General features: G+C 71.7%; 27 protein-coding genes. 19 read left to right on the plus strand and 8 right to left on the minus strand.

Annotated features, from left to right (window positions below; genetic code table 11):
- Positions 1 to 60: 60 nt before the first annotated feature.
- From ITJ68_RS03410 to ITJ68_RS03470, 13 genes are all read left to right on the plus strand, one after another.
- Positions 61 to 972: a metal ABC transporter solute-binding protein, Zn/Mn family gene (locus ITJ68_RS03410; protein ID WP_194659913.1), complete on the plus strand. Its 912-nt coding sequence runs from the start codon at positions 61 to 63 to the stop codon at positions 970 to 972.
- Positions 969 to 1,862, plus strand: coding sequence for a metal ABC transporter ATP-binding protein (locus ITJ68_RS03415; protein ID WP_194659914.1), 894 nt, complete (start codon positions 969 to 971; stop codon positions 1,860 to 1,862). The genes ITJ68_RS03410 and ITJ68_RS03415 overlap by 4 nt, the downstream gene beginning before the upstream one ends.
- A complete protein-coding gene (locus ITJ68_RS03420) occupies positions 1,862 to 2,788 on the plus strand; it encodes a metal ABC transporter permease (protein WP_228504450.1) in 927 nt (308 codons plus the stop codon). Before ITJ68_RS03415 ends, ITJ68_RS03420 begins: the two co-directional genes overlap by 1 nt.
- Positions 2,785 to 3,216 (plus strand): Fur family transcriptional regulator, encoded by a 432-nt coding sequence (locus ITJ68_RS03425; protein WP_194659915.1) that lies wholly within the window; start codon positions 2,785 to 2,787, stop codon positions 3,214 to 3,216. Before ITJ68_RS03420 ends, ITJ68_RS03425 begins: the two co-directional genes overlap by 4 nt.
- Positions 3,217 to 3,226: 10 nt before the next feature.
- Positions 3,227 to 3,922, plus strand: coding sequence for an alpha/beta fold hydrolase (locus ITJ68_RS03430; protein ID WP_194659916.1), 696 nt, complete (start codon positions 3,227 to 3,229; stop codon positions 3,920 to 3,922).
- 191 nt (positions 3,923 to 4,113) lie between these two features.
- The gene (locus ITJ68_RS03435) at positions 4,114 to 5,550 is read left to right on the plus strand and encodes a lipase maturation factor family protein (protein ID WP_194659917.1); all 1,437 of its coding nucleotides are present in this window, start codon (positions 4,114 to 4,116) and stop codon (positions 5,548 to 5,550) included.
- The gene (locus ITJ68_RS03440) at positions 5,547 to 5,690 is read left to right on the plus strand and encodes a hypothetical protein (protein WP_194659918.1); all 144 of its coding nucleotides are present in this window, start codon (positions 5,547 to 5,549) and stop codon (positions 5,688 to 5,690) included. The genes ITJ68_RS03435 and ITJ68_RS03440 overlap by 4 nt, the downstream gene beginning before the upstream one ends.
- A 214-nt stretch (positions 5,691 to 5,904) precedes the next feature.
- On the plus strand, positions 5,905 to 6,141 hold the full coding sequence (gene rpmB, locus ITJ68_RS03445) for a 50S ribosomal protein L28 (protein ID WP_071279553.1): 237 nt from the start codon (positions 5,905 to 5,907) through the stop codon (positions 6,139 to 6,141).
- A complete protein-coding gene (gene rpmG / locus ITJ68_RS03450; protein WP_056123557.1) occupies positions 6,141 to 6,311 on the plus strand; it encodes a 50S ribosomal protein L33 in 171 nt (56 codons plus the stop codon). The genes rpmB and rpmG overlap by 1 nt, the downstream gene beginning before the upstream one ends.
- Before the next feature lie 2 nt (positions 6,312 to 6,313).
- Entirely contained in the window at positions 6,314 to 6,619 is a 306-nt protein-coding gene (gene rpsN, locus ITJ68_RS03455) for a 30S ribosomal protein S14 (protein WP_071279555.1), read from the plus strand.
- Between the two features lie 293 nt (positions 6,620 to 6,912).
- Positions 6,913 to 7,200, plus strand: a complete 288-nt coding sequence (locus tag ITJ68_RS03460; RefSeq protein ID WP_056123550.1) for an HU family DNA-binding protein — start codon at positions 6,913 to 6,915, stop codon at positions 7,198 to 7,200.
- A 186-nt stretch (positions 7,201 to 7,386) separates the two neighbouring features.
- The gene (locus ITJ68_RS03465; protein WP_194659919.1) at positions 7,387 to 9,399 is read left to right on the plus strand and encodes a cytochrome c oxidase assembly protein; all 2,013 of its coding nucleotides are present in this window, start codon (positions 7,387 to 7,389) and stop codon (positions 9,397 to 9,399) included.
- Complete coding sequence (locus tag ITJ68_RS03470; protein WP_194659920.1) at positions 9,396 to 10,727, plus strand: ATP-dependent DNA helicase; 1,332 nt, start codon at positions 9,396 to 9,398, stop codon at positions 10,725 to 10,727. The genes ITJ68_RS03465 and ITJ68_RS03470 overlap by 4 nt, the downstream gene beginning before the upstream one ends.
- Positions 10,728 to 11,297: 570 nt before the next feature.
- Here the strand turns inward: ITJ68_RS03470 and ITJ68_RS03475 are convergent.
- Entirely contained in the window at positions 11,298 to 11,744 is a 447-nt protein-coding gene (locus ITJ68_RS03475; protein ID WP_194629242.1) for a DUF4383 domain-containing protein, read from the minus strand.
- 244 nt (positions 11,745 to 11,988) lie between these two features.
- Here ITJ68_RS03475 and ITJ68_RS03480 point away from each other — a divergent pair, with 244 nt between their 5' ends.
- From ITJ68_RS03480 to ITJ68_RS03500, 5 genes are all read left to right on the plus strand, one after another.
- Positions 11,989 to 12,897, plus strand: coding sequence for a phosphatase PAP2 family protein (locus ITJ68_RS03480; RefSeq protein WP_194659921.1), 909 nt, complete (start codon positions 11,989 to 11,991; stop codon positions 12,895 to 12,897).
- Between the two features lie 180 nt (positions 12,898 to 13,077).
- Complete coding sequence (locus ITJ68_RS03485; RefSeq protein WP_194659922.1) at positions 13,078 to 14,217, plus strand: LLM class flavin-dependent oxidoreductase; 1,140 nt, start codon at positions 13,078 to 13,080, stop codon at positions 14,215 to 14,217.
- 277 nt (positions 14,218 to 14,494) lie between these two features.
- Positions 14,495 to 15,511 (plus strand): permease, encoded by a 1,017-nt coding sequence (locus ITJ68_RS03490; RefSeq protein ID WP_194659923.1) that lies wholly within the window; start codon positions 14,495 to 14,497, stop codon positions 15,509 to 15,511.
- The gene (locus ITJ68_RS03495; protein ID WP_194659924.1) at positions 15,498 to 16,331 is read left to right on the plus strand and encodes a TIGR03943 family putative permease subunit; all 834 of its coding nucleotides are present in this window, start codon (positions 15,498 to 15,500) and stop codon (positions 16,329 to 16,331) included. Before ITJ68_RS03490 ends, ITJ68_RS03495 begins: the two co-directional genes overlap by 14 nt.
- Positions 16,321 to 17,724 (plus strand): hypothetical protein, encoded by a 1,404-nt coding sequence (locus ITJ68_RS03500; RefSeq protein WP_194659925.1) that lies wholly within the window; start codon positions 16,321 to 16,323, stop codon positions 17,722 to 17,724. The genes ITJ68_RS03495 and ITJ68_RS03500 overlap by 11 nt, the downstream gene beginning before the upstream one ends.
- A gap of 85 nt (positions 17,725 to 17,809) precedes the next feature.
- Here the strand turns inward: ITJ68_RS03500 and ITJ68_RS03505 are convergent, their stop codons facing one another.
- Positions 17,810 to 18,856 (minus strand): NAD(P)-dependent alcohol dehydrogenase, encoded by a 1,047-nt coding sequence (locus ITJ68_RS03505; protein WP_194659926.1) that lies wholly within the window; start codon positions 18,854 to 18,856, stop codon positions 17,810 to 17,812.
- Positions 18,857 to 19,224: 368 nt separating this feature from the next.
- Between ITJ68_RS03505 and ITJ68_RS03510 the strand changes: the two genes are divergently transcribed.
- On the plus strand, positions 19,225 to 19,383 hold the full coding sequence (locus ITJ68_RS03510) for a hypothetical protein (protein ID WP_194659927.1): 159 nt from the start codon (positions 19,225 to 19,227) through the stop codon (positions 19,381 to 19,383).
- A gap of 30 nt (positions 19,384 to 19,413) precedes the next feature.
- On the opposite strand, the gene ITJ68_RS03515 is transcribed toward ITJ68_RS03510, so the two are convergent.
- The 6 genes from ITJ68_RS03515 to ITJ68_RS03540 all read right to left on the minus strand — a co-directional run bounded on the left by ITJ68_RS03515 (position 19,414) and on the right by ITJ68_RS03540 (position 24,467).
- Positions 19,414 to 20,088 carry a DUF6766 family protein gene (locus tag ITJ68_RS03515; RefSeq protein WP_323743204.1) on the minus strand — a complete coding sequence of 225 codons (675 nt, stop codon included), beginning with the start codon at positions 20,086 to 20,088 and terminating at the stop codon, positions 19,414 to 19,416.
- Positions 20,089 to 20,169: 81 nt separating this feature from the next.
- Positions 20,170 to 20,616 carry a hypothetical protein gene (locus ITJ68_RS03520; RefSeq protein ID WP_194659928.1) on the minus strand — a complete coding sequence of 149 codons (447 nt, stop codon included), beginning with the start codon at positions 20,614 to 20,616 and terminating at the stop codon, positions 20,170 to 20,172.
- A gap of 47 nt (positions 20,617 to 20,663) precedes the next feature.
- Positions 20,664 to 20,855, minus strand: a complete 192-nt coding sequence (locus ITJ68_RS03525) for a hypothetical protein (protein WP_071279573.1) — start codon at positions 20,853 to 20,855, stop codon at positions 20,664 to 20,666.
- A gap of 89 nt (positions 20,856 to 20,944) precedes the next feature.
- Positions 20,945 to 22,120: a glycerate kinase gene (locus ITJ68_RS03530; RefSeq protein WP_194659929.1), complete on the minus strand. Its 1,176-nt coding sequence runs from the start codon at positions 22,118 to 22,120 to the stop codon at positions 20,945 to 20,947.
- Between the two features lie 52 nt (positions 22,121 to 22,172).
- The gene (locus ITJ68_RS03535; RefSeq protein ID WP_194659930.1) at positions 22,173 to 23,282 is read right to left on the minus strand and encodes an FAD-dependent oxidoreductase; all 1,110 of its coding nucleotides are present in this window, start codon (positions 23,280 to 23,282) and stop codon (positions 22,173 to 22,175) included.
- Positions 23,283 to 23,537: 255 nt separating this feature from the next.
- Positions 23,538 to 24,467: a helix-turn-helix transcriptional regulator gene (locus ITJ68_RS03540; RefSeq protein ID WP_194659931.1), complete on the minus strand. Its 930-nt coding sequence runs from the start codon at positions 24,465 to 24,467 to the stop codon at positions 23,538 to 23,540.
- Positions 24,468 to 24,519 lie beyond the last annotated feature (52 nt).

The following is a 24,519-nucleotide window of genomic DNA, read 5'->3' on the forward strand; positions in this document are numbered from 1 at the left end:
GCCTCACCTTGCTGATACCGGTTTTGACAATCGTTCTCACGAAGCGCTAGCGTCGTCACCATGCACTCCCGCCTCCTCGCCCTGCCGCTCGTCGTCGGCGCCGCTGCGCTCGCCCTGACCGGGTGCGCGACGTCCTCTGCCTCCTCGGACGCGTCCGACGACGGCACCGTCCGGGTCGTCGCCTCCACCAACGTGTACGGCTCGCTCGTCGAGACGATCGGCGGTGACCACGTGCAGGTCACGAGCATCCTGAACGACCCGTCGCAGGACCCGCACTCGTTCGAGTCGAGCGCGACGACGCAGCTCGCCGTGTCCAAGGCCGACCTGCTCATCGAGAACGGCGGCGGGTACGACGACTTCATGACCACGCTGGCGAAGTCGTCGAACACGACGGCCGACACCATCAACGTGGTGGACCTGTCGGGGCTCGACACGGGCGGCTCCGCGGAGTTCAACGAGCACGTGTTCTACAGCTACCCGACGATGGTCACGCTCGTGGCGGACGTCGCGAAGCGCCTGGGGAAGCTCGACCGTGCCGACGAGGCGACGTTCACGAAGAACGCCGACGCGCTCACCACGAAGCTGCAGGACCTCGAGTCGCAGACGGCCGCTGTGAAGAAGACCGTCGGCGGGGAGCAGGTCGCGTACACCGAGCCGGTGCCCGGGTACCTGTTCGACGCGATGGGCCTCGACAACGTCACGCCGCCGGACTTCTCCGAGGCGATCGAGGAGGGCGACGACGTCCCGCCGGCCGCGCTCAACGACACCATCAAGCTGTTCTCGGGCGGGAAGGCGAAGCTGCTCGCGTACAACGAGCAGACCTCGAGCCCGGAGACCGAACAGGTCGAGAAGGCCGCCAAGCGCGCCGACGTTCCGGTGGTCGGTGTCACGGAGACGCTCCCGAAGGGGGAGGATTACGTCTCGTGGCAGCAGGCGAACATCGACGCGGTGCAGGCGGCACTGACGAAGTGACGACGGTCCAGGAACCGACGCGAGCCGCCACTGCCGAGCGCAGTGGCGGCTCCGCCGTGCTCGCGCTCCGTGACGCGGGCCTGTCGTACGGCACACGGAAGCTGTGGAGCGGACTCGACCTCGACGTCGCGCCGGGGGAGTTCCTGGCCGTGCTCGGGCCGAACGGCGCCGGCAAGACCTCGCTCCTGCGCACGGTCCTCGGGCAGCAGCGGTTGACCAGCGGGTCGATGGCGTTCCTCGGGCAGCCGGTCCGGCGCGGGCACCGACGCATCGGGTACATCCCGCAGCAGCGCCTGATGGAGTCCGGCACCCCGCTGCGCGCGCGGGACATGATCGCGCAGGGCGTCACCGGGCACCGGTGGGGCGTCCGGCCCGAGCGGAAGGCCGAGCGCGAGCGCATCGACCGCATCGTGGACGAGGTGGGGGCGACGGCGTTCGCGGACGCCCCGGTGTCCGAGCTGTCCGGCGGTGAGCAGCAGCGCACCCGTGTCGGGCAGGCCATCGCCGCCGACCCCGCCCTGCTGCTCTGCGACGAGCCGCTCATCTCGCTCGACCTCCGGCACCAGCGCGGCGTCACCGAGCTCATCGACCGGCAGCGTCGGCAGCAGGGCGCGGCCGTGCTGTTCGTCACGCACGACGTGAACCCGATCCTCGACGTCGTCGACCGGGTCCTCTACATCGCGGGCGGTCGGTTCCGCATCGGGTCGCCGGACGAGGTTCTGCGCGCCGACGTGCTCTCGGACCTGTACGGCACCCCCGTCGACGTCGTCCGGACCATGGGCCGCATCGTGATCGTCGGCGCGAACGACACCCACGACCACACCGGCGAACACCACCACCACCACGACGTCGACCCGAACGCCGCGGCACCGGACGAAGGGCGCATCTGATGGACGTCTGGTCGACGGTCTTCTCGTTCCAGGACTACGGCGAGCTCCTCGTGCTCGTGCAGAACTCGATCCTCGCGGGCGCGGTGCTCGGCATCGTCGGCGGGCTGATCGGCCCGTTCGTCGTCGCGCGGAACATGCCGTTCGCGGTGCACGGCATCAGCGAGCTGTCCTTCGCGGGTGCGAGCGCGTCCCTGCTGCTCGGGGTCAACGTGGTGACGGGCTCGCTCGTCGGGTCGGTGGTCGCGGCGCTGCTCATCGGCCTGCTCGGCTCACGGGCCCGCGACCGCAACTCGATCATCGCCGTGCTGATGCCCTTCGGGCTCGGCCTCGGCATCCTCTGCCTGGCGCTCTACAAGGGCCGCGCGGCGAACAAGTTCGGTCTGCTCACCGGGCAGATCGTCTCCGTCGACAACCCGCAGCTGACCTTCCTGATCGTCGTCAGCGCGATCGTCGTCGTCACGCTCATCGTCATCTGGCGCCCGCTGATGTTCGCGTCCGTCGACCCCGACGTCGCCGCAGCAGCCGGGGTGCCCGTCCGGACGCTCGCCCTCGTGTTCATGCTGACCCTCGGCCTCGCGACGGCCGTCTCCGTGCAGATCGTCGGCGCGCTCCTCGTGCTCTCGCTGCTCGTGACACCGGCGGCCGCGGCGCTGCGGCTCACCGTGCACCCGCTGCTGGTCCCGCTGCTGTCGATGCTGTTCGCGGTCGTGTCGGTCGTCGGTGGCATCCTGCTGGCACTCGGTGGCGGGCTGCCGATCAGTCCGTACGTGACCTCGATCTCGTTCGCCATCTGGGTCGTGTGCCGCATCGTCGGTGCGCGGAAGGAACGCCGCGGACGCGACCGGGTCGCGGTCCGCGACGAGCACGACGGGGGCACACCGAGCCTCCAGACCGGCACCGATGCACCACAGGAGGTCCGCGCATGAACGCCGTCCAGAACCCCGGCGTGACGCCGAAGCCGAAGCGCAACACCTGGCAGCGCGAAGCGGTGCGCGGCGCGCTCGACGGGTCGGAGGGCTTCGTCAGCGCCCAGGCGCTGCACGCCCACCTGCGCGAGGGCGGTTCGACGATCGGGCTCGCGACCGTCTACCGGGCGCTGGCCGACCTGGCCACCGACGGTGATGCGGACTCGCTGCAGCAGGACGGCGAGTCGCTCTACCGCGCGTGCACCACGGACAAGCACCACCACCACCTCATCTGCCGGAACTGCGGTCGGACCGTCGAGATCCAGGCCGACCCGGTCGAACAGTGGGCACAGCGTGTGGCGGCCGAACACGGCTTCACGAACGCCAGCCACGTCGTCGACATCTTCGGCGAGTGCGCCTCCTGCACCGCTGCCCGCGCGGGCGCGTAGGGTCCGGCGCATGCACGTGATCATGGTGCCGGGGTTCTGGCTCGAGGCGGACGCCTGGGACGAGGTCGTGCCGGTCCTGCGCGAGGCTGGCCACTCGGTCGAGGCCCTCACCCGCGACGGTGACACCCTCGACGAGCAGGTCGCCGCGCTGGTCGAACGCCTCGACGACGTGGCCACGCCGGAGGAACCGGTCGCACTCGTCGGGCACTCCGGCGCCGGTCCGATCGCGTACATGGCCCTCGACCGGAGGCCGTCCCTCGTCCAGCACCTGGTGTACGTCGACACGTTCCCGGGGCCCGAGGGCGGCTGCGTCAACGACGAACTCCCGGTCGTGGACGGCGGCGTGCCGCTGCCGGCATGGGACTTCTGGGAGCCGGCGACCGTCCGCGGGATGACGGCGGAGCTCCGGACCGCGTTCGAGCACCGGGCGGTCCCGGAGCCGGCAGCGGTCCCGAGCGACCCCTTCCACTACGAGGACGCCGCACGGCACACGGTCCCGGCCACCGTCATCACGTGTGAGATCTCGCCGGCCGACCTGGCGGCGATGGTCGCTGACCACCAGACCTGGGCCGCGGAGCTCGTCGCGACAGAGGAGCTCTCGATCGTCGGGCTCGACACCGGCCACTGGCCGATGTTCACGGCGCCGGTGGCGCTCGGGGACCTGATCGTGCGGGCATTGGCACCGAAGCCGACCGACGGGCCGTAGGCGCGCTCCGGCCACGGGCTCCGGACAGGAGGCCCGGCTCGCGTCGCGGACGCGGGTGCGGTCGCTCACCGGTCGCCAGCAGGGCGGTGGCTGCGTGGCGGGGGCGGGTCGCGCCTCCAGGCCGGTCTGCACCGGGCCGCGCCGGACAGGTCGTGTCCACGTCCGGAGTGCCCCGCGTACGGTGACGGCCCGTGGGACTCGACACGTGGACGAGCTGGGCCGGCGCGGCGGACTACGACGTCGCCCGCTTCGTGCTGCAGCGCGGGGTGGCGGCGATCGCGTGTCTGGCCTTCGTGTCGGCGGCGCTGCAGTTCCCGGCGCTGCTCGGCGAGCGGGGCCTGCTGCCGGTGCCCCGGTTCATGGAGCGCCCGTTCGCACGGACCCTGCCCGTGGTGTGGCGGTGGGTGCGGTACACCGACGCACGCCTGCGGACCCTCGCCGTCGGAGGAGCCGTCCTCGCGTTCGCGGTCGTCGTCGGGGTGCCGCAACTCGGACCCGCGTGGGTGCCGACGGTCTGCTTCCTGCTGCTCTGGCTCGCGTACCTGTCGATCTCCGACGTCGGCCAGACCTTCTACGCCTTCGGGTGGGAGTCGTTGCTCGTCGAGTCCCTGTTCACGGTGGCGTTCCTCGGGTCGGACCGGGTCGCGCCCCCGATCGTGGTGCTGATCGCCCTGCGGTGGCTGGTCTTCCGACTGGAGTTCGGCGCCGGCATGATCAAGATGCGTGGCGACCGGTCCTGGCGCGACCTGACCGCGCTGTACTACCACCACGAGACGCAGCCGATGCCGAACCCGGTGTCGCGGACCGCCCACCTGCTGCCGCGCCCGGTGCACCGGTTCGAGACGGCGGCGTCCCACGTGGTGCAGCTCGTCGTGCCGTTCCTCCTGTTCGCTCCGCAGCCGGTCGCCTCGGTCGCCGCGGCGCTCGTGCTCGTCACGCAGCTGTGGCTCGTGGTGTCGGGGAACTTCGCGTGGTTGAACTGGATCACGCTCGTGCTGGCGTTCGCGGCGGTCGACGACCGGTCGGTGACCGCCGTCCTGCCGTTCCTCGCGCCGGTCGCGGACGCCGGTCCGACGGCGACGCCGCCCTGGTTCGTCGTGCTGACCGTGCTCGTCGGCCTCCTGCTGCTCTGGTTGTCCGTGCCGGCCGCGCGGAACCTGGTGTCCCGACGCCAGCTGATGAACGCGTCGTTCAACCGGTGGCACCTCGTCAACGCCTACGGGGCGTTCGGCAGCGTGACGCAGCAGCGCGACGAGGTGATCGTCGAGGGGCTCGACGAGGACGGGGAGTGGCGCGCGTACGAGTTCCGGGGGAAGCCGGGCGATCCACGGCGTCGGCCCGGCCAGTTCGCGCCGTACCACCTGCGGCTCGACTGGTTGATGTGGTTCCTGGCGCTCGGGATGGAGGAGCGGTGGTTCCGGGTGTTCGTCGTGCGGTTGCTCGAGGCGGATGCGCCGACCCTGCGGCTCCTGCGGCACGACCCGTTCGCCGGAGGTCGGCCCCTGGCGGTGCGGGCCCGGGTGTTCCGGTACCGGTTCGCGACGCGGGAGGAACGGCGGCGGACGGGGATGTACTGGATCCGGCAGGAGCGGTACACGATGCTGCCGCCGACGTCGTTGCCGGGGTGAGCGTGGTGCTGGTGCTGGTGCTGGTTCTCGTGGCCGTGTTCGTGGCCGTCTTCGCGGTCGGGCCCGTGTTCGTGGCCGCGGCCGTGTTCGCGGTCGGGCTCGGCGTGGGCGCGGTTGCGACACGCCCGGCGCTCGCGTAGTGTTGGTGGCTGGTCCGCGCTCGCGCGGTCCCGTTGTTCAGCCCTCCGACCGTCGCGAACGCCGCGGTCGCGTGGTTCCGGCCCTCGCGGTCGGACTGGGCGGCACACACAACCCCCTCGTGACGTCACCTCCCGGTGGCCTGCGCGTGTGTGTGCCAGGCAAGTGACCTTGGGTGCGTCCGATCGGACGCACGGTATGCATCAGGAGGAAACCATGGCAGCAGTGTGCCAGGTGACCGGCGCCGTTCCCGGCTTCGGACACAACATCTCGCACTCGCACCGTCGGACGAAGCGTCGCTTCGACCCGAACGTGCAGAAGAAGACGTACTACGTGCCCTCGCTCCGGCGGAAGGTCACCCTCACGCTCAGCGCGAAGGGCATCAAGGTCATTGACGCTCGCGGCATCGAGTCCGTCGTCAAGGACGTCCTCGCACGCGGGGAGAAGATCTGATGGCGAAGAAGGGTCAGGACGTCCGTCCGATCATCAAGCTCCGCTCGACGGCGGGCACTGGTTTCACCTACGTGACCAAGAAGAACCGTCGCAACAACCCGGACCGTCTCGTGCTGAAGAAGTACGACCCGGTGGTCCGCAAGCACGTCGACTTCCGTGAGGAGCGCTAAGCATGGCGAAGAAGAGCATGATCGCGAAGAACAACCAGCGTGCAGTCATCATCGCGCGCTACGCCGAGCGTCGTCTCGAGCTGAAGAAGGCCCTCGTGGACCCGAACGGCACGGACGAGTCGCGTGAGGCCGCTCGCGTGGGGCTGCAGAAGCTCCCCCGCGACGCATCGCCGGTGCGCTACCGCAACCGCGACGCCATCGACGGCCGCCCCCGCGGCCACCTGACGCAGTTCGGCATCAGCCGTGTCCGCTTCCGCGACATGGCGCACCGTGGCGAGCTGCCGGGCATCACGAAGAGCTCCTGGTAAGCACGCACTCCACGAACGCCCCGTCACCCTCACCGGTGGCGGGGCGTTCGTTGCGTTCGCGTTCGTCGCATTCGGGGGACAAGGTCGTCACATTGGCCACATCTGTCGCTCCAGACGCCTGACAAGCCCGGAAATCCGGGCGAGTCGGCAGGATTCGCTGCACCCGGCTGGTAGGTTCAACTCCGGTTCCGCCGGGCCCTCGGCCCGCTGGTCCGAAGCCCGGGGCAACCGCCAAGGGCACCGGGCGCCACGTGCGTCCGACCGATACGCAAGAAGTCCGAGGAGGACACCCAATGGCTGACAAGTCACTGAACCGCACCGAGCTCGTCGCTGCTGTCGCCGCCGAGTCCGGCCAGAGCCAGGCCACCGTCAACGGCGTCGTCGACGCGCTCTTCAGCGTCGTCTCGGGCTCCGTCGCCGACGGCACGAAGGTCACGATCCCCGGTTGGATCGCCTTCGAGAAGACGCACCGTGCCGCCCGCACCGGCCGCAACCCGCAGACGGGTGACGCCATCGAGATCGCCGCGAGCGACTCGGTCAAGGTCAGCGCCGGCTCGAAGCTCAAGGCTGCGGTCAAGTAGGACTGTTCGACGCACGACGGGGACGGCTTCGGCCGTCCCCGTCGTCGTTCGTGGGGGCGGCTCCGGTCGTCCCCGTCGTCGTCGTGGGGGCGGCTCCGGTCGTCCCCGTCGTCGTCGTGCGGACGGGTCTCCACAGGTCGGTGTCCGCGGGTGCTGCCGGGGGTGGGCACCGCCTAGGCTTGACGGGTGAACCGGATCGCGCGCATCAGCGGCCCAGCCGTGCTGGTGCTCGTCGCGTTCGTGTCCGTCCTCGTCGCCCTCGTCATCGGCGGGGGAGCGGATCCCGCACTCATCGCCGACCCCGGCCCCGTCGTCCGGTTCGGCCTCCCGATCGCGCGGGTCCTCGTCGACCTGGCGGCAGCGACGGTCATCGGCGGCCTCGCCCTCGCGACGGTCGGGCTCTCACGCACCGCCCCCGAGTGGAACCGCGCGATCGACGTCGCAGCTGCCTCCGCCGGTGTGTGGACGGTCGCGTCGGCCGTCACGACCTTCCTCACGTTCCTGAGCGTCGCCGGGTCGCGGGTCAGCCTCGACGACCAGTTCGGTCAGTCGATGGGCGTGTTCCTCACCGGCACCGACCTCGGCCTCGCGTGGCTCGTGACCGTGCTCGTCGCGGCCGCCGTCACGGTGCTCTGCTTCGCCGTGCGGTCCCGGGGCATGGTGGCGCTGACCGCGGGCGTCGCGATGATCGGCCTGGTGCCGCTCGCGCAGCAGGGACACGCAGCGGGGACCGCCAGCCACGACGCCGCCGTCACCGCGCTCGGCCTGCACCTCGTCGGCGCCGCGCTCTGGATCGGTGGCATCGTCATGCTCGTGCTGGTCCGCGGGGTCGTGACCCAGGGCCGTCTCGCCGCGGTCGTCGGTCGGTACTCCAGCATCGCGCTCGGGTGCTTCGTGCTCGTCGCCGTCTCCGGTGTGGCTTCGGCGCAGATCCGCGTCGGTGCGCTGTCGAACCTGTTCAGCCCGTACGGCGCCCTGGTCCTGGTGAAGATCGGGGCGATCGTGGCACTCGGCGTCCTCGGGGCCGTGCAGCGCCGCCGCACCGTGGTCGCCCTCGCCGCGACACCCGCACGGCACCGTCCGTTCTGGACGCTGATCGTGCTGGAGCTCGCCGTGATGGGCGTGGCCTCCGGGTTCGCGGCCGCGCTCGGCCGGACGGCGCCCCCGGTCTCGCAGATCGCCCCGAGCAAGACGGCGGACCCGTCACCCGCCGAGCTCCTCACCGACGACCCGCTGCCCCACGCTCCCGGCGCCTGGGGATGGCTCACGCATTGGAACGTCGACCTGTTCTGGCTGATGGCCGCCGTGCTCGTCGTGGCGACGTACGCCGCGGGGGTCATCCGGCTCCGTCGCCGCGGGGTGTCCTGGCCGGCACGTCGGTCCGTCGCCGCGGTGCTCGCCGTCGTCAGCCTGGTCGTGGCGACCTCCGGGTCCCTCCACGAGTACGACCGGTTCCTCATCTCCGCGAACGTCGGCGCACACGTGCTGCTCGGCCTCGTCGTCCCCGCGCTGGTGTGGGCGGCCGCGCCCGTGCAGCTGATCCGGGCGGCGGTCCTGCCCCGCGACGACGACAGCACCGGCGTCCGCGAGTGGACCGGCGTGCTCGTGGACAACGCCGCCGTGCGCTACCTCGTGCAGCCCTTCCCGGCGTTCGTGCTGCTGGCCGCCGTCTGGTGGGCGTTCTACGGCACCCAGGCCGTGCGGTGGTCCACCGGCGACCCGATCGGCCGGACGGTCATCGACGTCGTCTTCCTGCTCGTCGGACTGCTCGCCCTGCCGACGCTGTTCACCCCGGTCGCTGCCGGAGCCCGTCGAGCGTCGCTGCCGGCGTTCCTGGTACGGGTCGTCGGTGCCGTGGTGGTCGCTGCCGGCACGGTGTCGCTCGGCATCGCGATGCAGGGGCCGCTCGGGCTGCTGCAGGCGTCGTGGTTCGGCGCGATGGGTCGCACCTGGGGGCCGGACCCGCTGGTCGACCAGGCGCGAGCGGGCGTGGTGCTCGTCGTGGTCGGCGTGCTGCTGGTCATCGCCGTGGTCGTCGTCGGACTCGTGCAGCTCCGGCGCCGTGCGACGAGCGCGCCGGCGTCCGGACTGCCGGCGTCCGGCATGCCCGTGTCCGGACTGCCCGCGTCCGTGCCCGACCCGGTCGCCGTCCGCGCGACCACCGCCGACGGGCTCGACGACGGGACGGCTCCCCGGTGAGCGTCGAACTCAGCACCGAACAGCGCGCCGTCTTCGAGTACATCGAGTCCACCCGTGACCACGTCTTCATCACCGGCCGCGCGGGGACGGGCAAGTCGACCCTGCTCAACCACCTGGCCTGGAACACCGACAAGCAGGTCGTCATCTGCGCCCCGACGGGTGTCGCTGCGCTCAACGTCGGCGGTCAGACCATCCACTCGCTCTTCCGGCTGCCGATCGGTCTCATCGCCGACGCCGACCTCCGCCAGGGCCCGGAGACCCGCAAGCTGCTGAACACCATGGACACCCTGGTGATCGACGAGGTCTCGATGGTCAACGCAGACCTGCTCGACGCCATCGACCGCTCGCTGCGCAAGGCCCGCGGGCGGCAGTTCGAGGCCTTCGGCGGCGTCCAGGTCGTCATGTTCGGCGACCCGTACCAGCTGCCGCCGGTGCCGGGCGACGCCGATGAACGCGCGTACTTCACCGACCACTACCGGTCGCTGTGGTTCTTCGACGCCCGTGTCTGGCTCGAGGCCGAGCTCCACATCATCGAGCTCGCCACCGTGCACCGCCAGCGCGACGACGCCTTCGCCGCGATGCTCACGGCGGTCCGCCACGGCCGGGTCACCGCGGACATCGCGAACCGCCTGAACGAGGCCGGCGCACGCCCGGCACCCGACGACGCCATCACCCTGGCGACGCGGAACGACACCGTGGCCAAGATCAACAAGGCGGCGCTCGACCGGCTCCCGGGCAAGACGAAGACCGCCAAGGCCGACGTCAACGGCGACTTCGGTGGCCGGAACTTCCCCGCGGACGAGGCCCTCGAGCTCAAGCCCGGGGCCCACGTGATGTTCCTCCGCAACGACCCGGACCAGCGCTGGGTGAACGGCACGCTCGGTGTCGTGCAGACCATCCGCGACACCGTGTGGGTCGACGTCGACGGGGAGTCCTTCGAGGTCCAGCCCTCGGTCTGGGAGAAGTTCAGGTACTCCTACGACGCCGACAAGAAGGAGCTCAAGAAGGACACCGTCGGGGAGTTCCAGCAGTTCCCCCTGCGCCTGGCCTGGGCCGTGACGATCCACAAGTCGCAGGGCAGCACCTACGACCGGGCGATGATCGACCTCGGCAACCGGGTGTTCAGCGCCGGCCAGACCTACGTCGCGCTCTCGCGGCTGACCTCGCTCGACGGGCTCTTCCTGTCGCGGCCGTTGCGCCCGTCGGACATCATCGTGGACCTCGACGTCCGACGCTTCATGTCCGAGGCGCCGCGCATCGTCGCCACCCAGCTCGAAGCCCCGAAGCCTGACGCCCCCAAGCCCGACGCTCCGAAGCCCGACGCCTGACCCAGCACCGCCCACCGGCCAGGAGGCCCGTGGCGGCCTTGCACCGAGCCTCCCGGCCCACCGGCCAGGAGGCCCGTGGCGGCCTGGCACCGAGCCTCCCGTCCGGTGGGTGGCCGGGTCCAGGGCCCGCGGCTGCATGCGTCCGCATCGTGCGACGCGGCACATGTCGTTCGACGTCCGTCGTGTCGGATCATGCCGACGGATGTGGTGCGTGCGCATGCTGCGACGTCGCACGAGTCGTTCGCCGGGTGCGGTGTCGGCGCATGCGTGTGCATGGTGCGACAACGTCGAGGTCGTACGACAGCGACGGTGTCGTTCGGCGTCGGGCGCGCACATGGCCGTCGGATGTCCCCGGCCCGCGCGACAACCTCGAGGTCGTACGACAGCGACGGTGTCGTTCCGAGTCGGGCGGGACGGGCGGGGCGGTCTGGTTGGCCAGCGTCCCCGGCCCGCGCGACACCGTCGACGTCGTACGACAGCGACGGTGTCGTTCCGAGTCGGGCCGGGGCGCTCCACACACGACGACGCCCGCCTGCCGAAACGGCAGACGGGCGTCGGACGCAGCGCGACTCAGGCCTGAGCGGCCCGCAGTGCGCTGATGTTCTGCTTGTCGGCACCGAGTGCGGTGAGCACCAGGACCACGCCGACGATGGCGTTGAAGACGTTGTCCGGGGTGTTCAGCGCGAAGACGTTGGCCGAGGTGCTGGAGAAGACGAAGCCGTACACCGCGAGGACCACGAGCACGATGCCCACGACCAGGTTCACGTTGCGCGAGCCGATGGTGTTGCCGAGCCCGACGATGAAGAGCGCGAACGCCAGCAGGGTCCAGACCGCACCGAGCGCCGGGTTCACCTGGAAGGCGTTCCACAGCAGGCCGCCGACGTCGCCGAAGAAGGCGTGACCGCGCTCGTGGGCGAAGAAGAAGCCGAGGATGCCCCAGACGGTCAGGACGGTGCCGGCCGTCAGCGCGAGCGCACGGTTCGGCGAAGCGATGATGCTCGGTTCCTTGATGGCCACGTCGGTCTCCTCGTCTGGTGCCACGATGGTCGTCGTGGCGCTTGCCGCCCGTGCAGGAACGTCACCCTGCCGGGGCGTCCGCGCAGGAGCGTCAGCCTGGCGGAACCCGCCGAGCGTGCCCTGGTTCCCAGGGTTCGACCGGCCCTCCAACGGTATCGTGTCCGACCCCGAGCGACCGAATCGGAGCAGGCCGAGCAGGCGTGCGACGACACCCGCGACGACCACCCCGAGGAGGATGATCCCCGTGATCCGGACACCCGAGCGCGACGTGCCGGGGTCGCGCGACGCTCGGGGGCCGAGTGTGTCGCGACGGCTCCGGTGGGGTGTGCTCGCGGCTCTGGGGTTCGTGATCGTGCCTCTCGTCTACGCGGTCGCCGTGCTGACGCCGCTCGGGCAGCGGGTGGAGGACTCGGCGCTCGGCGGTGTGCGCGAGACCGACCTGTTCGGGTCGGACACCGCGCTCAACGTGATCTCGGTCCCGGTGATCCTGCTGCTCGTGGTCGTGATCGCCGCCGTCGCGTTCGCACGGAGGCGGCTCGCCGTCGGTCTGGCGGCGGGGGTCGTCGTGCTCGCCTCGGCGGGGACGTCGACCCTGGTCAAGAGTATCGCCGTGCGCCCGGAGATCGCTCAGTCGACGACGCCGAACTCGTTCCCCTCGGGACACGCGACCATCGCGATGGCGGCGCCGTTCGCGGTGCTGATGGTCACACCCCGACGCTTCCGCCCGGTCGTGCTCGTCCTCGGCACGGTCTACGCCGTGTTCGTGGCGAACCAGACCGTGGTCTACGGGTGGCACCGGGTGAGCGACATCATCGGCGCCTGCGCGGTGGCGCTGTTCTGGCTCGGGCTCGTCCGGTGGCTCGGCCCGCGGGTCGACCTGGGCGTCCGCGGGGACCGTGACGGACGCCGAGGCCCGCGCAAGCTCGTGACGGCGCTGCTGCTCATCGCGACGGGGGTGACGCTCGCGGTCGGTGCGACGGCGTTCGTGGTCGCGCTGACCGACCCCTCGGGTGACCGCGACGCGATGCTCGTCGCCGGTCGGATGGCGTCCTCGGCGAGCGTGCTGCTCACGGTCACCGTGGTGTGGCTGGCGGACGGTCTGCACCACGCGGCACCGACGACGGACCCGGCGGCCCCGCCAGCTCGCCGCTGAGCACGCGGACCCGGACGCAGCAGCTGCGGCAGCACCAGAACCAGAACCAGCACCAGCACCAGCACCAGCACCAGCACCAGCACCAACAGCCGCACCCCCAGCGGGAATGTCTCCCCGTGCGCTACGTTGTACCCATCAGTTCGATGCAAACGCATCGACCTTGTGGAAGGCAGGCGCATCATGCAGTTCGGGATCTTCACGGTCAGCGACGTCACCACCGACCCCACCTCGGGGACCACCCCGGACGACACGCAGCGCGTCCGCGACATCATGACGATCGCCGAGCACGCCGACCAGGCCGGGCTCGACGTCTTCGCCACGGGGGAGCACCACAACCCGCCGTTCGTGGCCTCGAGCCCGACGACGATGCTCGGCTACCTGGCCGGGCGCACGAAGCACATCACGCTCTCCACGAGCACGACCCTCATCACGACGAACGACCCGGTGCGCATCGCCGAGGAGTACGCGATGCTCCAGGTGATCTCCGACGGCCGCATGGACCTGATGATGGGCCGCGGCAACACCGGCCCGGTCTACCCGTGGTTCGGGCAGGACATCCGGCAGGGCGTCAACCTGGCGATCGAGAACTACGCGCTCGTCCGCCAGCTGTGGGAGAACGACGTCGTGAACTGGCAGGGCCGGTTCCGCACGCCGCTGCAGGGCTTCACCTCGACCCCGCGTCCGCTCGACGGCGTCGCGCCGTTCGTCTGGCACGGCTCCATCCGCACGCCGGAGATCGCCGAGCAGGCCGCCTACTACGGCGACGGCTTCTTCCACAACAACATCTTCTGGCCGATCCAGCACACCGAGCAGATGGTCGGCCTGTACCGCCAGCGCTTCGAGCACCACGGCCACGGCAGCGCCGACCAGGCGATCGTCGGGCTCGGTGGCCAGTTCTTCGCGCGGAAGAACTCGCAGGACGCGGTCAACGAGTTCCGGCCGTACTTCGACAACGCCCCGGTCTACGGCCACGGCCCCTCGATGGAGGACTTCACCGCGCAGACCCCGCTCACCGTCGGCTCGCCCCAGCAGGTCATCGACCGGTACGCCGCGATGAAGGACCACGTCGGCCACTACCAGCGCCAGCTCTTCCTCATCGACCACGCCGGCCTGCCGCTGAAGACGGTGCTCGAGCAGATCGACGTCCTGGCCGAGGACATCGTCCCCGAGCTCCGGAGGATCAACGAGGAGGGCCGCCCCGCCCACGTCCCGAGCAACCCGCCGAGCCACGCCGAGCGCGTCGCGGCAGCCCGCCTCGCGGGTGCCGTCGGCAGTGACCACGTCGCCGCCGTCGACGAGTTCACCGGAGCGTCGGTCTGATCGTCACCCCGTGACGGCCTGGAGGCCCGGTGCCAGCTGGCACCCCTCCCTCGCAGGCTCGGTCGGCGCGCCCCGTGCAACGCTTCGCGTCGCCGCTGAGCGGGGCGCGCCCGTCCGTCAGGTGGGTCGTTCCGCGCGTTGCAGGTCGGGAGGAACGACCGCCGACGCGCGAATCGACCTCCTCCGCGCGGAACGACCCGCGGAACCCCCGCGCGGAACGACCCGCGGAACCCCCACGCGCACCGACCGCGCCACGTCCGTCGCCTATCCTGTCCCGGTGACGACGCCCACCACGCCGCCGCAGCAGCGGGCCCGGACGCTCACCGGCCCCGGCCTGGTGCTGCTGGCCGTCGTGGTCCTCCTGGGCATCCGCCTGGCCACGCCGAGCATCGGGTCAGCGGGCCTGCCCGACGTGGTGCAGGACTTCCTCACCCTGGCGATCAGCGTCGTCGTGGAGTCCCTGCCGTTCGTCGTGCTCGGCATCGTGCTCTCGATCGTCGTCGAGGTCTGGGTGCCGCAGGGTGCCCTCGAGCGCATCCTGCCGAGCCGCCCGATGCCCCGCCGAGCCGTCATCTCGCTCATCGGCATGCTGTTCCCCGTGTGCGAGTGCGGCAACGTCCCGCTCGCCCGGGGGTTGATGCTCCGCGGCTTCACCCCCGCCGAGGCGGTCACGTTCCTGGTCGCTGCCCCGATCCTCAACCCCCTCGTGATCATCAGCACGGCGCAGGCGTTCGGCTGGTCGGGGTGGATCCTGCCCGTCCGGATCCTGGGTGGCTTCGTCGTCGCGAACCTGGTCGGGTGGATCGTCGCCGCGCACCGTCGCCCCGCTGACCTGCTGCTCCCCGCGTTCGAGGCCCGCTGCCGCGCCGCCGTCGGCAGCGCCGCCCCGACGAACCGCTGGCGGGAGAGCGCCGCCCAGTTCGGCGGCGAGACCGCGACGATGATGCCGGCGCTGTTCGTCGGCGCCGGGCTCGCCGCCGCGATCCAGGTCGCGGTGCCCCGGTCCACGCTCGTGGCGATCGGGTCGAACCCGGTGCTGTCCGTCCTGGCGATGATGCTGCTCGCGATGACGGTGTCGCTGTGCTCGAACGTGGACGCCTTCTTCGCGCTGTCCTTCGCCTCGACGTTCCTGCCCGGGTCGATCACGGCGTTCCTCATCATCGGGCCGATCATCGACGTGAAGATGCTCGCCCTGCTCCGCACGACCTTCCGTGTGCGCTTCCTCGTGCTGCTCGCCGTCGTCTGTGTCCTGTTCGCCGCTGCCGTGGGGTTGGTGATGAATGTCCTCGTCTGAGCACGACGTCACGCACGGCAGCGCCCACGGTGATGGTCGTCGGCGCGCGCTGGTCGGCCTCGGCTCGGTGCTCGCCGTGGCCCTGTGCACGCTGTGGCTCGCCGCCGTCGGCCACCTCGACCTCTACATCAACCCGCGGTACTCGGTCTTCACCGTCGTGCTCGCGGCCGTCGCCGTGCCCGCGTCGGTCGCCGGCCTGCTCGTCGTCGCACGGGGAGCGGGACACACCCACGACCACGCGGGTCCCGACGACGACGTGGTCGCCTCCGGCCGGTCTGGAGGCCCGGCTCGCCTCCTCGGGACCGTCCTCGGTGGCGTCGCGGCGGCCGTCACGATCGCGCTCACGCTGGCGATGCTGGTCCTGCCCCCGACGACGCTGTCGGCCAGGACCGCGCAGCAGCGGAGCGTCGACAGCGCGACGCTCTCGGACGCCACGGGGTCGAGCGGGAACGTGGCGCTCCTCGGCAGCGGTTCCGTCGACACCGCGGGCTACGGCGTCAAGGACTGGGCAGCGCTCATCCGGCAGACGACCGACACGAGCTCGCTCGTCGGCAAGCGGGTGCAGCTCACGGGGTTCGTCGTGCCCGGCGCGGACGGCACCTTCACCCTGACGCGGTTCGTGATCAGCTGCTGTGCCGTCGACGCACAGCCCGTCGGTCTCGTCGTGACCACGGACGGCACCGTCCCCGCCGCGAACCAGTGGGTGACCGTCAGCGGGGCGCTCGCCGCCAACCCGGACCAGGCCGCCGACGCCCGCACGGTCGTGAAGGCGCAGACGGTCAAGCGCGTGCAGCAGCCCGAGGACCCCTATGAGTACTGAGACGCGGCGGCCCGTCGCCGAGCGCTTCCGACGGCGCTTCGTGGCCGTCGTGCTGGTGCTCGTGGTCGTGGCGGGACTCGCGGCCGTCGTCGGCTCGCAGCAGGGCCCACGGCTGCGGTCGGTGGCGTACGACGCCAGCGGCATCGTGTCCCGCCCGGCGCAGCGCGTCATCATCACGGCGAACCAGGCGCTGCAGCGCGTCACGGCGTCGGACGTCCGGGTCAGTCCGGCGGCGGCGCACACGGTGACCTCGAGCGGCAACACGGTGGCGGTCGAGTTCGCCGGGCCGCTCGAGTACGACCGCCGCTACACGGTCACGGTGGCGGGTGCGCGGGCGCCCGGGCAGCGGGCGACCTCGGACCTGCGGGCGACGATCCGCACGGGCAGCACCGACGTCCTCGCCCTCGTCCGCGGTGCCGGCGCGGCGAAGGACCGCATCGTGCGGCGGTCGCTCGACGCCTCGGGTGCGACGACCGTGTACGAGGGGACGGACATCACCGAGTACGTGCGCCTCAGCCGGTTCCTCGTGGTGCTCAGCGAGACCGCCGTGGGGGAGTCGAGCATCGACGTCGTGTCGTTGGCGGACGGGGTCGAGGACCAGGACGCGCCCGTCGAACACCTGACGCTGCCGACCTCCGCCGGGCACGCGTCCGCGCTGCACGCGGCGGACGACGGGGCCTCGTTCGGGTTCCAGTACGCCGACACGTCGTCGGGGGAGTCGAAGGACGTCGGGCTGTACGTCGTCGACATGACCGGCACCCACATGCCCGAGGCGATCGCGGCCGACGGCACGCCGACCACCGGTGCCGTGCCGATGACCGTCAGCCAGTGGGCCTACGTCCCACGGACCGAGAGCGCCCTGGTGCGCACGGGTACCGACGAGCTGTTCCTCGTCGACATGAGCGGGCGCGCCGAGGCCGTGCGGCTCGGGTCCGCCACCTACCTGCACGGCTTCGTCGGGTCCGGCACCACCGCGGTCGTCGAGTCCGGCACGGGCATCGAGCAGGTCGACCTGACGAGCGGGAAGCGGACGCCCATCACCGCTCCCGCGCTGAGCACCGACGCGCCCTACCTGGGACGCATCGCGCAGCTGACGGACCGGACGTACCTGCGCACGGTGGGCGACGTCCGTGACGACGGGACGATCGCCAGCCGCATCGTGCGCGTGGACGGCACCCGAGCCTCCCGGCTGCCCGTGACCATCCCGGCCGACGCGACCCTGAACGCGGTGTGCCCGTCGCCGAACGGGCAGTTCGTGGCGCTCGCCACGCGGTCCCGGGACGGCGCGCTCGTCAGCATCGTCGATGCGACCACCGGTGCGCTCGAGGCGAGCACCGCCGGCGACCAGGTCGACTGGTGCACGGCGCTGCCGAGCGGCGACGAGGTCGGGTAGTCCCTCCCCCGGGAACGAGCACGAGGGAGCAGGAGACGTCCGGTCGGACGTCCGCTGCTCCCTCGATGGGGGTGGTGCGAGTGGACTACGCCAGCGTCGCCGCGTCGATCACGAAGCGGTAGCGGACGTCCGAGGACAGCACGCGCTCGTAGGCCTCGTTGATCTGGTCGGCGCTGATGAGCTCGGTCTCCGGCAGGATCCCGTGCTCCGCGCAGAAGTCCAGCATCTCCTGGGTCTCCTTGATGCCTCCGATGGCCGAACCGGCCCAGCTGAGGCGACGCGGGATGAGGGCGAACGCGGGGACCTCGAGCGGCTCCGACGGGGCGCCGACGTTGACGAGCGTGCCGTCGACCTTGAGCAGGCCGAGGTAGGCGCCCATCGGGATCTTCGCCGAGACAGTGTTGATGATCAGCTCGAAGGAGCTCGCGAGCTTCTCGAACGTCTCCGGGTCCTTCGTCGCGAAGTGGGCCTTCGCGCCGTAGCGGAGCGAGTCCTCTTCCTTCGACGTGGTCTGCGACAGGACCGTGACCTCGGCGCCGAGTGCGACGGCGATCTTCACGGCCATGTGGCCGAGGCCACCCATGCCGATGACCGCGACCTTCGTGCCGGGGCCGGCCTTCCAGTGGTGCAGCGGCGAGTAGGTCGTGATGCCGGCGCAGAGGAGCGGGGCGACCTTCTCGATGTCGAGCGACTCGGGGACACGGAGGACGAAGTCCTGGTCGACGACGATCGCCTGGGAGTAGCCGCCCTGGGTGATCGTGCCGTCGGCCGGGTCGACGCTCGTGTACGTGCCGGTGTTGCCCTTGAGGCAGTACTGCTCCTGGCCGGCGAGGCACTGCTCGCACTCGCCGCAGGAGTTCACCATGCAGCCGACGCCGACACGGTCGCCGACCTGGTGCTTGGTGACGTTCTCGCCGACGGCACGGACGTGGCCGACGATCTCGTGGCCGACGACCTGGGGGTACTGGATGTCGCCCCACTCGCCGCGGACGGTGTGGATGTCCGAGTGGCAGATGCCGGCGTAGGCGATGTCGATCTCGACGTCGTCCGGCCCGACGTCGCGGCGCTCGATGGTGGTCTTGACGAGCGGTTCGGTGGCGGACGGTGCCGCGTACGCGTTGACGGTGCGCATTGGTCTCCTCGTGGGGTTCCGGGGTGCGAGCCGGTGGACTCGCAGGGTGCGGGCCGGTGGGCCCGCACGGGACGTCAGCGGTGCGCTCGCAGAGTGCGGGCCCGTGGGCCCGCGCGGGGCGGACCGCTTCCGATCCACCGTCCATGGTGCCCGGTGGAGCGCTCCGGAGGGAGGCACGGACAGGGCACCCCGGGCCGCTGACCAGTTCGCGCACCGGGCTTCGAGGACGTCCGGGTGAGGCCCTACGGTGGAGCTACCGAGTTGGTACCGATTCCGTCGTCACGATGTCACCCGCGTCCTGCGGATCCCTGACACAGCGGAACACCTCGGCAGCACGGGCCTTCACCGCCCACGAAGGGGCTGGTCGCATGACCGCCACGACCGCTTCACTGCCCACCCACGAATGGCACCGCCGCGGGCTCCGTTCCCCCGCCGAGATCGCCGCCCTGGTCGAGGCCCGCCTCGTCCACCACACGGACCTGCATGAACCGACCTACGCGGACTTCCTCGGCGAACAGGTCGCCTGAGCGCTGAGCCCGCCGGGCCGCTCCTCCCCGTCAGGCGCCGGTGTCCTCGTGGCTCGCCCCGACGGGTTTCGACTCGGACGACCCGCGTGCACGGAGCACGATGCCCAGCACGGCCATGCTCCCGACGGCGAGGAACTCCGACTGCCAGTTCTGCAGCGTCCGGTTCCAGAAGTCCGCACTCCGGACGTACTCGCCCCACGTGAGCGGAGCCTCCAACGCGGTGAGCTGCTGCTCGTCGTACGCGACCACCCCGGCCACCGACTGCGCCAGCCAGGACAGCAGGAAGATGGCGCCCATCACGATGAGCAGGGAGTGGGCGAACACGACCTGCCGCAGACCACCGGCACGGGCCCACGCCGGGGAGTCCGGTCGGGCGAACCGACCGACCTGCTCCTCCCGGTCCGGACCCGGCCCAGCCTGGTCCACGTCCTTCGACTCCGACGAGCCGCGCTGCACGAACCAGATCGTCGCCCAGATGTAGAGCAGGAACTGCAGGTACTCCGACTGCCAGTTCTCCGCCACGTCCGCCGCGAAGCTCGACGAGGTGACGTACTCGACCCACCCGACGGACACGAGTCCTTCGGACACCTGCGTCTCGTTGAAGGCCGCCCACCCCGCGAAGGACTGCCCGACGAGGGCGGCCACGAACAGCGCGCCGAAGAACAGGCTGAGCGAGTTCTGCCGCAGGAACCGCACCACGGTCACCGCCCCAGCAGCCCGAGGGTCAGGAAGTACCCGAGACCGACGGCGATCACGGCGACGTAGCCCCAGACGACGCGGCGCACGTCAGCTCCCGTCCACGGTGCAGTCGTACGGGGCGTCGGTCCGCGGCGCGCACCCCGCAGCACGCACCAGCCAGGTCGATCCGGAGCGGGCGAGGAACAACGCTGCCCCATCGCGGCCGACCATCGCCGCCCGGCCGTACACCCGAGCGTCGTCAGGAGCGTCGGCCGACGGCACCGCGAGCCGGAGCCGGCCGATCCCGGTCGCGCACGCCACCCCGCTCGCCGTCTCGACGTCCTCGCGGGCATCCCGCGTGAGGAGCGCACACGCTCCGGCGCCGTGGCCAGCCGAGACCGCCTGCGCGAACTGCTCGGCGGTGGTCTCGGCCCCGGCCCGTGCCGATCCACCGGCACTGCACCCGGCGACGACGACCAGGACGATCACTGCCGTGCCGACCGCACCCGACAGGCGTCCGACGACACTCGACGGTCGCGGTCGCGGTGCTCGCACTGGCCCTTCCATGGGCCCGGGGTACCCCTGCTCGGCTGAACCGACTCCTAGCTCCGCGGCGTCCGCGCGAAGAACAGTGCCAGCGCCCCGAGCACACCGGCGCCGATGATCAGGACCCAGGCCACGGCTCCCACGGCACCGTCCCACGGAGCGATCAGGAGCCCGATCCCCACGAGCAGCAGCACCAGGGCTGCGACGAGGGTCAGGACGTGCGGTCTGCGGGTCCAGGAGCCTGCCATGGCTCCACCGTACGCAGGACGGCTGGACCGCCCGTGCTCGCCCGGTCCGGCGGAGGTGGCCACCGCGCTGCGTGCAGGTCGGTCCGCGCTCAGGCCCGCGCGGCCAGCCGCTGCCCCGCGATCCGGGCGAAGCGCAGCGGGTCGGCCATCGCGTCGGACGGTTCGCCCGTGGTCTGCGTCGCGATCACCGTGAGCGAGGCCGCCGCGTCGAAGCCGTCCACGGGTGCGTCGATCGCCCCCGCGACGAGCATCCGTCGGCGACCCTCGGCCATCGCGCACACGACCGATGCGACCTTGCCCGCGGCGGACTGCCCGTCGAAGCGTCCCTCGCCCGTGACCACCACGTCGGCGGTCGCCACCACGTCGGGCAGCCCGAGCACCGCTGCCACCGCTCCGGCACCGCGCGCGAGCGTCGCGCCCCACACCAGCAGGCCGAACCCGGCCCCGCCCGCGGCACCGGCCCCGGGCGTCGTCGGGTCGACATCGGGGAAGCGTGCAGCCCAGGCGGCCAGCCGGGCCTCGTGCACCGGGACCCGGTCGGGCGTCACGCCCTTCTGCGGTCCGAAGACCGCCGCGGCACCGGTCGGGCCGAGGAGCGGCGACGTGACGTCGGTCAGGACGGTGACACCGAGGGGTGGCAGGGGCCGGAGCGTCGACGTGGTCAGGTCCCCGAGTTCGTCGAGGCCGTCGAGCCCGTCGAGCAGGGAGCCCGGTCCGGCGGAACCGGAAGCGGAATCGGAACCGGAACCGGAACCGGAACCGGGACCGGGACCGGAACCGTTGCCGGGACCGGCGCCGCCACCCGCCCCGACGCCCCCGAGTCCGAGCGCCCCGAGGAGGCCCGCCCCACCGTCCGTCGACGCACTCCCGCCGATGCCGAGCACCAGCCCCGTCGCCCCGGCGTCGAGTGCGGCGGCGATGGCCTCACCGAACCCGGTCGTCTGCGCGGCATCGGGCTCGAGCGTCGACAGCAGGGGGAGCCCACTCGTCGCCGCGAGCTCGACGACCGCACGTCCGTCGGGCAGCGCGAGCCACTCGGCGTCCACCGGGGCACCGGCCGGCCCGGTCACCGTGACCGGCATCCGCCGCGATCCGGGGACGGCGGCCGCGAACGCGTCGAGGGTGCCCTCGCCACCGTCGGCCATCGGCAGCAGCGTCACGGTGTCGTCGGGCCGGGTGGTCAGCCACCCGTCCCCGATGGCGGCGGCGACAGCGGCAGCGGTGGCCGTCCCCTTGAACGAGTCCGGCGCGACGACGACATGCACGCAGCAACGCTAGCGGTCAGCCGGGTCAGCCGGGTCGGCCGGGTCGGCCGGGTCAGCCGGGCAGCGCGAAGCGCGGGTGCGGCGCCCCGCCCGTCGCCAGGTCCGCGACCATCGTCCCGAGCAGCGGCGCGAACTTGAACCCGTGCCCGGAGAACCCCGTCGCGACCGTGACCGGTCCACGTCGGTCGATGACGAAGTCGTCAGCGGGGGAGTTGTCGTACAGGCAGCTGATCGGGTCGGGCCGGCTCGCGTCGACCCCCGGCACGAAGCGCGCCACGTAGGCCTGCAGGCGCTCCAGCTCCTCGGGGACGGGCGTGCGGTCGCGCCGGTCCGGGTCGACGACGGGGCCGGTGCCGTGGAACCCGACCTTGACGCCTTCGCCGGGGGTGAGCAGCCCGTAGACGTCGGGGCCGTCCTCCGGCCAGTGCACGAAGCTCGGCCAGGCGGCGTCCGGCAGGTGGCTGGGGAAGTGGGCCGGCTGCTCCTGGGTGACGCGGATGGCCGGGAGGCTCGCCCCGCGTCCCCGGAACAGCTCGCCGACCAGCGTGGGGGCCCAGGACCCGACCGCCGCCACGACGCTCGGCGCCGTCACGGTCGTGGCGCCGTCCGGGCTGTCGAGCGTCAGCGTGACGGTGTCCCCGTGGTCCTCGACGCCGGTGACCCGCGTGTCGAAGCGGAGCTCGGCGCCGTCCGACGCCGCCAGGTCGAGGAGCGCCTCGACGGTGTCGGCCGAGCGGATCCGACCGGCCGAGGCGTGCGTCAGGACGTGTCCCTCGAACGCCAGACCCGGCCACCGCGATTCGGCCTGCTCGGGCGTGAGGCGTTCGTGGTCGATGCCCGCCGCGGCCAGCTCCCGCGCGATGGCGTCGACCTGCGCCGGTCGGCCGTGGTCGACGGCGCCGGTGCGGTCGAGCAGCGGACGCCCGCTGGCGGCTTCGAGCGCGACCCACGCCGCCAGGGCCTGCTGGCAGAGCGCGACGTACTCGGGGTCGGCGTAGCCCATGCGGAAGATGCGGCTGGCCCCGTGCGAGGAGCCGTGGTCGTGCCCGCGGCCGTGCTGTTCGACGAGCAGGACGTGCTCGCCCCGAGCGGCGAGGGACCGTGCGCTCGCGGCACCGACGACCCCGCCCCCGACGACGACGTGGTCGAACGCTGCGTGCATCCGGCGATCCTACGGCCGCGGACTACCGAGCCGACCAGCGGTGACGCGGGATGAAGGGGCGGGGAGTGGTTGGCTCCCCGCCCCTCTTCTCGACCGTCCCTGAGCGACCGGATCGAGGCGTCCCCATGATCGAGCAGGCGTCCTGCCGATCGGAGCCGTTCGGCCTCCGCTGCGCTGCGGGGCGGCCGATCCTGCGCCGGGTGTCTCCTCGGTGCGCCCTGCGTCCAGGACGGCTCCGGTCCCGCGGCGTCGCGCTCAGCGCTCGAGCGTCTGCCGTGGGGACTCGTCGTACGCCTGGCGGTACGCCGAGCTGAAGCGGCTGAGGTTCGTGAACCCCCAGGTCCGTGCCACCTCGGTGACGGTCGTCTCGGCCGGGGTCGACGTCGCCAGGTGCTCTCGGGCGTGGCGCAGGCGCGCTCGCCGCAGGTACTCCGTGGGCGTCGTGTCGAGCGCTCGCCGGAACGCCAGCTGGATGCCCCGGACGCTCATCCGCGCGGCCTCGGCGATCTCCACGATGCCGATCGGCGCGGCAGCGTTGTCCTCGATGAACTGGGCCGCACGACGCACCGCGGTGGGCAGCGCGGCGTCGCAGGACGGGGAGCCGACCTGCTCGACCGTCATGCCGAAGGCGTCCACCGCCGAGGCCAGGACGAGGTCGGTCGTCGCCTTGCGGATGAGCGCGTAGCCGCTGAGGGCCGAGGTCGAGAAGACGCTCGCAGCGTGGCGGGCGACGTGGCACCAGTAGCTCGCTGCCGCGTCGGTGAGCGGTCCCGAGGACGCCGTCACGAGGCGCGCGCCCTGGGCGTCGGCGCCGACGTGTCGGGCGAGTGCGCCGACGTCGAGGTTGACCACCATCAGGTGGTGGTCCGACGACCACGACCGGGCGATCCCCGGGCGGAGCAGGAAGGGCTTCGTCGTGTCGAGGGGGTCGTCGTTGCTCGTGGCGCGGTACTCACTGCCCGACGCCATCCCGATGCCGACGACCCCGTCGAAGCGGACGGCGAGCTCGGACCGCGAACTCACCTCGAACCGGGCGACGCTCACCGCGTCGCTGTCGCCGACGACCCGCTGCTTGTACGTGAAGGGCGCCACGCATTCACGGAAGGCACTGCCGGGGTAGACCCGCTGGACGAGTTCCTGTGCCTCGTCGCGGTCGTGCGTCGTGAACCTCGCATCGACGAGCATGCCGTGCCTCCTCCTGGGGAGCGTGCCTGATCCGAGCGTCGGCTGGTGGGGC

Origin of the sequence: Curtobacterium sp. VKM Ac-1395 (genome assembly GCF_015350975.1) — a bacterium.
Classification (GTDB): Bacteria; Actinomycetota; Actinomycetes; order Actinomycetales; family Microbacteriaceae; genus Curtobacterium.